Below are 11,755 nucleotides of genomic sequence, written 5' to 3' on the forward strand. Positions count from 1 at the left end.
CCCCGTCCGGTGTGCCGGAAAGACGCCGCTCAGCTCGTGGATCGACCGGTGCGGATGTCATCGGGCCATTCGAGAGTGACGCCGAGTTCGTCACGAAGACGTCGTTGCAGGCGGTGCAGGCTCGTCGGATCGGCCCGGAGTCGCGCCGGTGTCTGTGCCGTCTCGGCGACTTGGGCCGCCAGAGCGCCGACCGCCTCGCCGATAGACCATTCGACCGGGTGCAACCGGTAGGCGCCGTTGGCGATGTGGGTGGTGCCGATGTTCTTGTTCGCGGCGACGAGGTTGTCGGCGTCGACCGGGATGAGGGCTCCTAGCGGGATCTGGAAGGGGAAGCAGTCGATGTCGACGTAGCCTCTTCCAGCCGTGCTGGGGTGCAGATCGATGCGGTAGTGGCCGATGCCGACGGTGTCGTCGAAAAGGGCGCTTCCCACGCCGGGCCCCCGCATCTCGACCCCGATGTGCGCCTCGGTCACCTGGAACAGGGGGCGGATCCGGCGTGATTCGCGGATGTAGGCATCCTTCGCCAAACCGTCTGAGGTGCCCATGACATCGCCCCTGGGGCGCAGTTCCGGGTAGCCGGTGCCGCCGTCATGGCGTGGGGCTTCGGTTTGCATCCAGTAGACGAAGCTGCGCGTGAGGGACCGTGCCTCCGCCAGCGCCTCCTCGCGCTCCTGCGGGCTCACACCGAGCAGTGGACGCTCCCAGTAGTCGATCTGCGGCCAGTTCGCCAGCGTGATCTCGCCACCGGGAAAGCTCGGGTCGAGGTTGTGCCGCGACAGGATGCGACGGTAGTGCCACAGGTCGTCGGCCCCGGTGTGGACCGCGTGTTCCGGCGAGTGGGCGAACAGCGGCCGCCACCGCACCTCCCCCGTGTCGGGCACGATGTCCTTCCAGGACAGTTGCGGGCCGGGCCATCGCGGGTCGACGGTGTCGCGCCAGTGTTCGTAGCCGGCGGGCCTGTCGATGGTGTGGTCTTCGCCTTCGCGATATTCGAGCGCCACGCACCAGGTGACCGCCTGCTGGTCTCGTGGATCCGGCTCCACCGGCGCATGCAACTCGCCGGTCTCGTCGTGCGACTCCGCCCCGATCGTGTGGAACAGGCCGGCCTGCTCAAGGAGGTCGCCTTCTTCGGTCGCGTCGGCCACGAGGCGGGCGGTCACATCGACGGTGTCGCCACCCCGGCCGCGCAGGCGTACGCCGGTGATCTGGCGATCACGACGCTCCACGTTCACCACGTCGTGTTCACACAGCACGGTGATCGCTCCCGAGGCGAGGTGAGGAGACAACAGCTCCTCGATCGCCAGCGCCCCCACTCTCGGTTCGTGACACAGCGCCGAGACGTTGCCTCGGCCCGGATTCAGCCGCGGGTCCACGGCCGCGTCCGGTGTAAGGGGATAGAGGCGGCGGTAGTGGGCGCGGATGGTCTCGCGGAGCTCGCGGTAGGAGGCTGATCCGAGCTCGCTCTCGATCCACCGGTGCTCGTCCGGCGGAACCGCCTGCGTGGTCAGCTGGCCGCCGAGCCAGTCCGACCGCTCGGCGAGCACCACGCGGATACCGAGGCGCGCCGCGGTCAACGCGGCGGCGACTCCCCCAAGCCCTCCGCCGACGACCAGAAGGTCCGTCTGAAGTGCGCGCTTGCTCATGACATACCCCTTGATCCATGGACGATTGCGGGTCCGGCGGTCGTCTCCATCGTTGCGAACCAGTCTTCGGCGAAGGCGATGTCAGGTGCCCGTCCGGCGGGCAGCACGATCGTCGGCTCCGTTGCCGGCTGTCCGCGTGGCCGGTCACGCAGTTCCGCGACCACCTCGGCCACCCGCGATCCGATTGGTTTCGTCCGCCCTTGCGCATCTATGAGGCCCAAGCCGTACTCGAGTTCGTCGAAGCCCGTGAAGCGGCGGCTGATGTCGTGGGACGCCCACCAGGTCACGGCGCCCAGTCCGGGTATCGCGGCGGCGCGCCGCAACATCCGCTCGGCGAAGTCCTCCACCGCCACGTCCGTGAGCCAGAGCTCCGAAACCCCGACCTCCTGGATCCACACCGGCTTGTCCGCGGCACCCGGAGTCGCGCGGGCGACCTGAGCGAGATAGTCGGGAATGGCCCAGGCGCGCTCTTCTCCGACCCTGGCCAGGGCGCCGGTGAAGTACGGCCAGGCGTGCACCGGAATGAGATCGCACGTGTCGGCGAGGAATGCCCGGCCGATCGGGGCGTCGTCGCTCATCCACGGCACATGGTCGACTCCCACGGTGACCGGCGCGCAGGCCGAACGCGCGGCGCGCACCATCCGCGCGGCCCACGCCTCGCCTTCCCCCGCCTTGAGGTGCTTCATGAGGACGTTGGGTTCGTTCGCGACGTCGACGCACCACAACGCCGGGTGGCCTTCGACCGCACGCGAGACTGCGCCGACGAGTAGTTCCGCGGCGGTGACGGCTTCGGTGTCGGTGAAAGGATCGACGTCCTTCAACCAGGACGGCCGGAAGTCGAAGCCGCTCAGCCAGCCGTCCAGCACGGTAACGCAGACGTCCAGTCCGTTCTCCGCCGCACGGTCGAGCAGGTGGACGAGACGGCGCAGCGCTCGCGGTGACACCCACGACGGGCTGGGTTGGAAGAGCGGCCACAGGCACTGCACGCGGACGTGGTCGAACCCGAGCGAGGCGATCTGGTGGAGATCTTCCGCGAACGTGTCGTCGTCTTCCGCCCAGGCGTACCACCAGTTCTCCCGAGGCAGATAGTTGACCCCGAAACGCGCGCTCACGCCCGTGCGGTTCTCGTCGATGGGTAAGTCGAAATGGGGCATCGATGTCCTTCGTACGGGGTGGGCTCAGCCCTTGAGCGCGCCGGCGTTGCCTGCCGCCTGCAGGAACTGGCGCTGGAGGACGAGGAAGAGGCCGACGGGGATGATGACCGAGATGAAGAGCGCGGCCATGAACTGTGAGAAGTCGATTGAGCTCTGCAGCCTCGGCAGCGCGACCGATATCGGTTGGTCCTGCGGGTTCGGCAGGACGAGCAGCGGCCAGAGGAACTCTTTGTAGGAGGCGACGAGCGTCAGGAGGCTGACGACGCCGATGATCGGGCGTGACATCGGCAGGACGATGGAGAAGAACATCCTGAAGGGTCCTGCTCCGTCGATGCGGGCCGCGTTGAAGAGTTCGCGGGGGATGTTGGCGAAGAACCGCTGCATGAGCAGCACGTTGACGGCGTTGGCCGAGGATGGGAGCCAGACCGCCCACATCGAGCCCAGCAGACTGACGTGAACGAGCGGAATGTCGATGACGGTCAGGTAGAGCGCCACCAGGGAGATCACGCCGGGGATGAACAGGGTGGCGAGGATCGCCGCGAACACGGCCTTGGCGTACTTCGGCCGCAGAACGGCCAGACCGTAGCCGCCGGTCGTCGCGACCAGCAGCCCCAAGCACAGCGACCCGGCCATGAGCTCGAGCGTGTTCCAGAAGTATCGGGCGAAGTCGACGCGCGTCCACACCTGAACGAAGGAATCCCAGTGGATGCCGCTGGGCCAGAGGGAGAACGGCGCCGACAGCGTCTCGGTGGTGGTCGACGTCGCGGCTTTGAAGAGCCAGAAGAGCGGGCCGGCGCACAGAATCGCAAGGCCGGCAAGGACGAGCGTTCCGATCACCCCGACCGCGGCGCGGACGACGGGCCTGCGACGGTCGAGGAAGGAGAGGATGCCGCGCTCGGACGGTTCCTGCTCGGCCCGGCTTCGGCTGGTGGTTGCGGTGGTCATGAGGTGCTCCAGCGTCTGGTCACCGAGAGATACACGGCGGATAGGGCCGACAGGACGAGCGCGAGCAGGATGCTCAAGGCAGTGGCCCGGCCGTAGTCACCCGAGATGAACGCGTAACGGTAAATGAGCATCAAGATCGTGACGGTTCGGTTCTCCGGGCCGCCGTTCGTCATGATGTACGGCTCGGTGAAGACCTGGAACGTGCCGATGACCTGGAGCAGGAGCATCACGAGAAGGACTGTGCGCATCTGGGGAAGGGTGATGTGCCAGAACCGGCGGAACGCCCCCGCGCCGTCGGCTTCGGCCGCGTCGTACAGCTCGGTCTGGATGCTCATCAGCGTCGCCAGATAGATGATCGTCGCGGTGCCGAACGACGCCCACGTCGCCTGCAGCACGATCGACGGCATGGCCAGATCGCCGTCGTTCAGCCAGGCGACAGGGCCCAGGTTGAACCAGCTCAGAACGGAGTTGAACACTCCCTGGGAGCTGGGGTCGAAGAACGCCTTCCACAGCAGCACGGCGACGACCGGAGGGAAGATCACCGGCAGGTAGACGAGGACGGATGCGATCTTCCGCCCGCGCCGCAACTCGGCGATGAAAACCGCGAGAAGTACCGGAACAGGGAACCCGATCGCGAAGGCCAGCACCGAGAACCACACCGTGTTCCACACCGCGGTCAACAGGAGAGGGTCCTGCAGGACGCGGGCGAAGTTGTCGAGCCCGACCCACTCGGAGGTGAGAAAGTTCGTCCGCTGCAGGCTGAGCAGCAGGGAGCGGAGGATCGGCCACCACGAGAACAGCCCGAATGACACAAGAAGCGGAATGAAGAAGATCAGTGTCGAGGCTCCGCCGCCGCGGACCCAGCGCGCGACACGGCGCGAACGCCCTGACTTCGGGGTGATGATTGCGTCCGTCATCGTTTCGGAAGCGCCTTTCTGCACTGTCGGCCCCGTCGCGCCGGTCGTTCTCTCCGGCGCGACGGGAAACGACGGTTCAGCCCGCGTCGATCGCGGTCTGGACCTTCTTCTGAGCGTCATCGAGCAGGGCGGTGATGTCGGCGTCTCGCCGCGTCAACACCGCCTGCACGACGTTGTCGAGGATTCCGTACGTCTCCTGCGCCTTCGCTGCCGGTTCGGGCACGAGCGGCAGGCTCTTGGCCGAGTCGAAGTAGGCCGTGAAGTGCTCGCGCGGCACGTTGACGTAATCCTTCACCCACGTCAGATACCGGTCGGTGGTGGCCTGGTCGAAGAGCGGGAGCACCGGCGCGCCTACCGGCAGTTTGTCGGCGGCGACGGCCTTGGCGTCCGCGACAGCCGCTTGTTCGTTGGTGTATTTGTTGAACCAGGAGAAGTCGATCCACTTGAGTGCGGCCTTGATCTCCTCCGCCGAGGCCCGGGGGTTGATGATGGCCACGGACCCGCCGCCCAGGGTGCCGAGACCGCCGGGCGCCTGCGGCAGCGGGGCGAGGCCGAAGTCGTCCGGCTTCATCCCGAGAGACTGGACAATCGTCGTGTACGTGTCCGCGCCTTGCACGACCATGCCGACTTTGCCGCTGGCCAGAGCACTCATGCTGTCGTCGTATCCGACGAGGAAGTTGGACCCGAAGGCGTCGTCCTGCCAGCGCAGGGAGCGGTAGAACTCGAGCGCGCCGCGGGTGGCGTTGTTGTTGAGGCCGGCCTGCTTGCCGTCGTCCGACTGGATCTTGCTTCCGTAGGCGTAGCTCATGGTCGTGAGCGCCCAGCCTCCGGTGTTGTCCTTGGTCATGGCTCCGAAGCCCTGTGCGCCGGCCTTGGCCTTGATGGTCTTCGCGGCGGCCCGCACCTCGTCCCAGGTCTTCGGCGGCGCGTCGGGGTCGAGACCGGCCTTGGTGAACAGGGCGCGGTTGTACAGCAGCCCCATGCTGTAAGCCTGCACGGGAACGCCGTAGATCTTGTTTTCCTGGCTTGTGGCGACCTTCACGATCGATGGGTTGATCCGCTTGACGGCCGAGTCGGCGCCGATGTGGCCGGTGATGTCTGCGGCCTGTTGCCGGGCGATGATCCCCTGCATCTCGGTGAACGGCACGTAGAACACCGTGGGGAGTTGCCCCCCGGCGACCAGCGCCTGGAAGGTGTTCACGTCGAACTCGGATTCGTCCCCGGTGACCTTGATGCCGGGGTTGGCCTGGGTGAAGTCGGAAATCTTACGTTGGAACGCCTTGAGCTGATCGGGCTTTTCCTGGGTGGGCTGACCGGCGACGGTGATGGACACGGAGCCGGGCTGCGACGTGCTCTCGCCGGCACAGCCCGAAGTGAGGGCGAACGCCGCGGCACTGGCACTGAGGGCGGCAGCAAACGTTCGGACTTTTGTGGGGGGCATGAGTCTCCTCAGTACTGTGTGCTGGTGTCATTGCGGTCAGGGGGCGATGAGTCCTCCGTCCAGTCCTCGGACGCGGGCAGCCCAGGCATCGTGGCCCGACAGCCCCGCGGGGTGGCGGGCGGCGGCGGATTCGTCGAGGTCGATCCCCCAGCCGGGGCTTTCGTTCGGGCGAAGCCAGCCGTTCTCGATGCGCAGTGTTCCCGGGAACACCTCGTGCACGGCTTGGCTGTACAGGTGTCCTTCCTGGATGCCGAACGCCGGGCTCGTCACGTCGAGTGCGACGTTGGCGGCGGCGCCGATCGGCGAGGTGTCGCCCGGACCATGCCAGGCCGTACGGACGCCGACGAGCTCGGCCGCCGCGGCGATCTTGCGCGCGGCGGTCAACCCGCCTATGTCCGACACGTGTGAGCGGATGAAGTCCACGCCGCCTCCCAGGACCAGGCGCGCGGCATCGGTCATCGACGTCGTCAGCTCACCGACCGCGATCGGTACCGGCGAGGCGGCGCGCACCTCCGGCAGACGATCCCAGTGCTCGGGGGCGATGACGTCCTCAAGGAAGAAGAGCCGATAAGGTTCGAGCGCGCGCGCGAGAACGATCGCCTGCTTCGGCGTCAGACGAGAGTGAACGTCGTGAAGCAGCTCGATCTCGTCACCGAAGCGCTCACGGGCGGCCGCGAACAGCTCCGGCGTCCGCTGCAGGTACTCTGACACGCGCCAGCCACCTGGGTACGGCGCGGACTTGTCGGAGATTTCGCTCGTCGGAGGAGCGCCGTAGGTGCCGCGGCCCGACTGGCCGAGCTGGAGCCTGATATGCCGCAGCCCGGCTTCGCGGAGGCGCTCGGCCTGCTCAAGGGTCTCCGCGATCGACGCCCCGCCCGCGTGCAGGTAGGTGTCGGCGGCGGCACGGACCTTGCCGCCCAGCAGCTCGTGAACGGGTCTTCCCGCTCGTTTGCCGGCGATGTCCCACAACGCCTGGTCGAGCCCGGAGATCGCGTTGTTGCCCACCGGCCCTTCACGCCAGTAGCCGGAGAAGCGTGCCAGCCGCACCAGGTCTTCGATGTCGCCGGGATAGCGCCCGATGACGAGCCTGGCGAGATGGTCCTCGACGTAGGAGGCGACCGCACGCCACCGCTGTGTGTACGTGGCACAGCCGAGCCCGTAAAGACCGTCGTCGCTGGTGGTCACCTTCACCACGAGAAGCGGGATGCCTTCGGGGGCGGTGGCGATGGCCCGGACGTCCGTGATGCGCACGTCGTCAGGCGCTTCCCACGGCTGTGCGAATGCGGTGGTGTTGTCGCTCATGCCGGCCTCTCCAGAAAGGTCGCGTTGATCGGGCCGCTCGGGTCTCCGAGCCGGTGCCGGGGAATCCATCCGAGGACGCGGCGGGCAGCGGAGGTGTCGATCGGGGCGGTGCGGCCGGGGAAGTTCCTGCGACGTTCGCTCGCTGAGGCGAAGCGGTCGAGCAGGAGGTCGGTCGGCTCCCCCACGATGGTGTCCTCCGCGGCCAGCAACAGGGTGTGCATCCCTGAGACCGGCCGCGTCAGCCCGCGCAGCACCGCGTCCACCGCGTCCGCCATCGCCAGATACGCCCAACCTTCCCGGGCGAGACGTGCCTGCTCGACCGGGTTCTGGCTCAGGCGCGCGGCGAACGCCCGCAGCTCGGGAAGGTCACGCACGAGAGGGAATCGCAGCGCGATCACCGTGATGCCCCAGCGGCTGTACGCCCAGGCCCCGGTCTGCTCATCGACCCACTTGGACAGGGAGTAGGCATCGTCATGCGCGACCGGTGACAACTCGTCGAGCGGGTAGTAGGCGGGAGTGAGATCGTGCCGGTTGAAGGGCACGCCGAACGCGTTGATCGAGCTCGCGATGACCGCGCGGCGAACGCCGAGTTCGCCGGCGACGTCGAGCACGGTGAAGGTGGCCGAGGTGTTGCCCACGAAGACCTCGCGCGCCGTTCCCAGGCCGGGGTGCGCTATCGCGGCAAGGTGCACGACGGCGTCGGCGTCCTTGAACGCCCGTCGTACAAGGTTCTCGTCAGCGGCGTCACCGGTGAACACCCGGTCAGCCAATGACGGCGCCGACCAGGTGGTCGAGAGTGCCGTCACAGAGATGCCCGCGGTCAGCAACGCCTGCACAACCGGCCGGCCGATGGTGCCGTCGGCACCGGTGACCAGCACGCGCGCGGGCTTCACGGGCGAGGCGGAATCAGTCAAGAGCAGTCCTAAAGATCTCAGCAAAGCTGTTTGCGAAACCGCTTTCGTAGAACACCATATGATCGCGGAGCGTGTCAATTGCCGCGTTATTCCGGATCGGCCACGGGATTCCGGCCGGCGGGCCTTTCCTCCTGCGCGTTCCGGGTTCGCCCTGCTGAGGCGAACCCGGAACGGCCCCTACACGCGGCCCGCGGTGGCCGCCAGCAGGCGCAGCGGCCGGAACTTCGCGGGGTCTTTCGACTCCGCCACGCCCTTGCCCCACGTGCTCCATCCGCGCCGGCCGGTGCCGTCGTTCTCGTTGACGGCCACGGTCGCGGAAAGGATCCTGTCGGCGCGGTTCACCCCGATCGCGCTGAACGGGACGGACACCTCGTACGTGGTCGTCTTCGCGGCTTCGTCACGCCTGACCGCCGACGCGAGCCCCTCGGTCGTGGCGTTCGCGGGCAACCAGCGCGCGAGATCCACCGGACCGGCGCCCGTAAGAGCCGTGCCGAGCTCACTGATCGGTACGGCGCCTTCGCCGGGCCATCCTGGCGTCACGCCGAGCTGAACGCTGTCGCCCTGCCAGATGTTCGTGGCCCGCGCGGGCTGGGCGTGCACGTTGTCGGTGATCACAGCGGTCAGGTACAGGCGTTCGGTGTCGTGGGTGAGCCAGAGACGGCCGCTGTGATCCTCATTGCCCGCCCAGCCGGCGATGACCTGCTCGGCCGCGCCGAGCGTCTGCGCGGGAAGGGCGGATACGCCCTTGTCGACCTTGCCGTCCACCTTCACGGGGCGGAACGGCACATCGACCGGATCCGCGTCGACGAGGGTTCCGCGCGCGGTGACGGTCGCGTCGCCCACGGCCGTGGCAGACCAGGCACCGAGCTCGGGCAGCGGCACGTCGACGGAGACACTGCCGTTCCCCGCGACACTCGTGCCGGGCAGGGACCAGCCGCTCGACGAGCCCACGGTCCAGTTGATCCCGTCCAGTTTGACGGGTTCCGCGCCGCGGTTCACGAGAGTGAGCCGCAGCAGGCCGGCACCGGAGGCGTTGAGCGCGTGCGTGCCGGTGAGCCCGAGCCGGGATACGACGTCGGCGGTTGCCGCGAGAAGCCCGACCGTGCGATCGCCCTCGCGGACCTCGGCGGTCCAGGTACGCGTGCCCACACCTGCCGCCGGCAGTGTGACGGCCACGGACCGGGTCTCGCCCTGCGGCACATCCGCCGACGTCGTGCCGGTGTCGGTTCGCAGGGACACCTCCAGCGCCCGGTCACCGGCGGTGACCGTCCACTTGGCCGAGGGCGCGAGATCCTCGATGGCCTTGTCGACCGTGAGCGAGTACGGCGACTGCGCGTGCACCTCACCCAGTTCTCCGGTGAGGTAAACCGGATCCTCGCCGACGGCGACGTGGACCCGGCCGCCGGCGTCCGGCCGCAGTGTCGCCCGGGCGCCGTACAGGTCGGTCACCGTGACCTCGCCCGCCGCCTCGATGCTCCAGGTCTCCGGCTTCAGCGCCCACAGGGCCTGCATGCGGGTCGCGGCGGGCTCGCCGGGACGGGCGCCGAACTCCACGCCGTAGCGGCCGGCGCCGAGGGCCGGCACCTGCCGGACCTCACGGTTGTCGGTCTGGCGGGTCAGGACGCCCTGCGCGACGAAGGCCGGCTTCGGGGTGTACGCCCCTCGGGGGTCGTTCTCGTTCCTGATCATTCCGAAGCGGTGCTCGGGATTCTTCGGGTCGGTGCCGTCGTCCTTGAAGTCGTAGACGGTGTACCGGCCGATCCCCTTGCCGAGAGCCAGCAGTTGCGCACGTGAGAGATTGCGCGCCTGCGACTTCTCGTCGGCTCCGAGCGGCGTGTCGGAGGTGTGCCATCCGTGCTCGCTGAGCCAGATCGGCATGTCGCGGTGCCCGGCGGCGTCGAGTTTCGCGCGGATCACGCCGACGTGGTTCATGAACGCCTCCGGCTCGGCGCCGAAGTCGTAGGGGTGCGTGGTGAAAGCGTCGAGGTCGTCGAGGCCGCCGGCGGCGATGAAGTCGTCCACCCATGTGGACCATTCGTCCATCGGGGCCAGCGCCGGGCCGGCCAGCAGCGCGTTCGGATGAGCCGCGCGGACACGATCGGCGGTCGTCGCCAGCAGCGCCGCGTAGTTCTGCGCGGTCGCGCCGGCAGGCCCGTTCCTGTCGCGCAGGTTCCACTCGTTCCACACCTCGTAGAAGGTGTCGTCCGTCCCGAACGTGGCGACCGAGACGTCGGCGTAGTTCGCGAAGGCGTCACGTCCGGCCTGCGTGGCCGGCGCCTCGCCTTCGTGGTAGAGGTTGTTGCCGTAGGCGAGGATGTCGAAGAACTCGAGTTTGTTCTTCGACAGCGCGGCGGTGTACGCCTCCACCTTCGCGGGGAAGTCGATCGTGCCCTTGACCTTCTCCGCCTGGGCCCAATAGGCCTCGTCCCGGGCGAAGCCGACTCCCGCGTCGGCGATGAGCGGGATCGTGTCGGGCGACCAGGCCTGCCCGTAATGCGTCGCGACGCCGATGCGTTCCTCGCGGGCGTCGGATGCGGGCAGCACCGACACGTCGGTGCCGCCCGCGACGCGGCGGCCGTCAGGCTGCACGGCCACGAGGTCGACCGCGTACCAGCCGGTGGGCAGTTTGCCGAGGGCCAGCTTGCCCCCCAGCTCCGAGGTTTCCTTCGCGCCAGAGGTCACCACGGCGTTGTCGACGTCGCGTACGGTCCACTCCAAGGATCTCGCCGCGCTCTGAATGCCGAACGACACCTCCTGCCCGGTGGTGAACGCGTTGCCGGTCGTCGTCGGAACGATCGCGAGGTCGGGCGCGGGGCCCCGCACGGTCACGTCGTCGACGTCCATCGTCGCGGCCGGGCCGTTGACGACGCGGAAGGCGTCGACCAGGAGCGACAGATGGGTCAGTGGGCCATGCCAGACACCGTCGTTCGCACCGCCCCAATGGATGTACTCCGGCGCTCCGGCCGGGGCGAAGTCGTCGACGGTGAGCCTCTGCCACTGCGATCCGGGAATGAGCGGGACAGTCTGCTGGTGTGCCTGCCCGGTGCTGTCGATCATCCGGACGACGATGCCCTTCAGCTTGGCGCTGCGCAGGGCGAAGGTCAGGGAGCGAGCATCGATCGAGGGGACACCGCGCGCCAGCTCCGCCGTCCCGTTGGGCGCGTTCACTTCGAGACGGGCGGCGCCGCTGCCGCTCGCCGGCGCTTCTGAGGTCACGGCCAGCGACGCGGTCGTGCTGCCGCTGGTCGCCGTGAACCACGGGGTCACGCCGTTCTCGAAGTCTCCGAGTACGACGTCGCCCGGTGCGGCCTGGGCTGATGCGGTCGGTGCGACGAGTGCCGTCACGGCTACGCCGACCCCGGCAAGCCAGGAAAGCACCCGTCTCCGTAATGGACTCCCCGTCAATCGGCGTGCGGGGGTGGAGCCAGTAGACATGCTC

General features: G+C 68.2%; 8 protein-coding genes. All 8 read right to left on the bottom strand.

Features of this window, described 5'->3' with window-relative positions:
• Nucleotides 1–29: 29 nt before the first annotated feature.
• Nucleotides 30–1,643, bottom strand: a complete 1,614-nt coding sequence (locus ACFOY2_RS22705) for an FAD-dependent oxidoreductase (RefSeq protein ID WP_379530080.1) — start codon at nucleotides 1,641–1,643, stop codon at nucleotides 30–32.
• Nucleotides 1,640–2,797: a glycoside hydrolase 5 family protein gene (locus ACFOY2_RS22710; protein ID WP_379530081.1), complete on the bottom strand. Its 1,158-nt coding sequence runs from the start codon at nucleotides 2,795–2,797 to the stop codon at nucleotides 1,640–1,642. Before ACFOY2_RS22710 ends, ACFOY2_RS22705 begins: the two co-directional genes overlap by 4 nt.
• Nucleotides 2,798–2,821: 24 nt before the next feature.
• Entirely contained in the window at nucleotides 2,822–3,742 is a 921-nt protein-coding gene (locus ACFOY2_RS22715) for a carbohydrate ABC transporter permease (RefSeq protein ID WP_379530082.1), read from the bottom strand.
• The gene (locus ACFOY2_RS22720; protein WP_379530083.1) at nucleotides 3,739–4,659 is read right to left on the bottom strand and encodes a carbohydrate ABC transporter permease; all 921 of its coding nucleotides are present in this window, start codon (nucleotides 4,657–4,659) and stop codon (nucleotides 3,739–3,741) included. Before ACFOY2_RS22720 ends, ACFOY2_RS22715 begins: the two co-directional genes overlap by 4 nt.
• Before the next feature lie 76 nt (nucleotides 4,660–4,735).
• The gene (locus ACFOY2_RS22725) at nucleotides 4,736–5,992 is read right to left on the bottom strand and encodes an extracellular solute-binding protein (protein WP_379530084.1); all 1,257 of its coding nucleotides are present in this window, start codon (nucleotides 5,990–5,992) and stop codon (nucleotides 4,736–4,738) included.
• 144 nt (nucleotides 5,993–6,136) lie between these two features.
• Nucleotides 6,137–7,402, bottom strand: coding sequence for an enolase C-terminal domain-like protein (locus ACFOY2_RS22730; RefSeq protein WP_379530085.1), 1,266 nt, complete (start codon nucleotides 7,400–7,402; stop codon nucleotides 6,137–6,139).
• Nucleotides 7,399–8,316: an NAD-dependent epimerase/dehydratase family protein gene (locus ACFOY2_RS22735; protein ID WP_379530086.1), complete on the bottom strand. Its 918-nt coding sequence runs from the start codon at nucleotides 8,314–8,316 to the stop codon at nucleotides 7,399–7,401. Before ACFOY2_RS22735 ends, ACFOY2_RS22730 begins: the two co-directional genes overlap by 4 nt.
• 177 nt (nucleotides 8,317–8,493) lie before the next feature.
• Nucleotides 8,494–11,694, bottom strand: coding sequence for a sugar-binding protein (locus ACFOY2_RS22740; protein WP_379530087.1), 3,201 nt, complete (start codon nucleotides 11,692–11,694; stop codon nucleotides 8,494–8,496).
• Nucleotides 11,695–11,755 lie beyond the last annotated feature (61 nt).

Origin of the sequence: Nonomuraea purpurea, from assembly GCF_042650645.1 — a bacterium.
GTDB classification, from domain to species: Bacteria; Actinomycetota; Actinomycetes; order Streptosporangiales; family Streptosporangiaceae; genus Nonomuraea; species Nonomuraea purpurea.

Coding starts and splice junctions, on each gene's coding strand:
- ACFOY2_RS22705 (WP_379530080.1), bottom strand. CDS start 1,643: ATGAGCAAGCGCGCACTTCAGACGGACCTTCTGGTCGTCGGCGGAGGG.
- ACFOY2_RS22710 (WP_379530081.1), bottom strand. CDS start 2,797: ATGCCCCATTTCGACTTACCCATCGACGAGAACCGCACGGGCGTGAGC.
- ACFOY2_RS22715 (WP_379530082.1), bottom strand. CDS start 3,742: ATGACCACCGCAACCACCAGCCGAAGCCGGGCCGAGCAGGAACCGTCC.
- ACFOY2_RS22720 (WP_379530083.1), bottom strand. CDS start 4,659: ATGACGGACGCAATCATCACCCCGAAGTCAGGGCGTTCGCGCCGTGTC.
- ACFOY2_RS22730 (WP_379530085.1), bottom strand. CDS start 7,402: ATGAGCGACAACACCACCGCATTCGCACAGCCGTGGGAAGCGCCTGAC.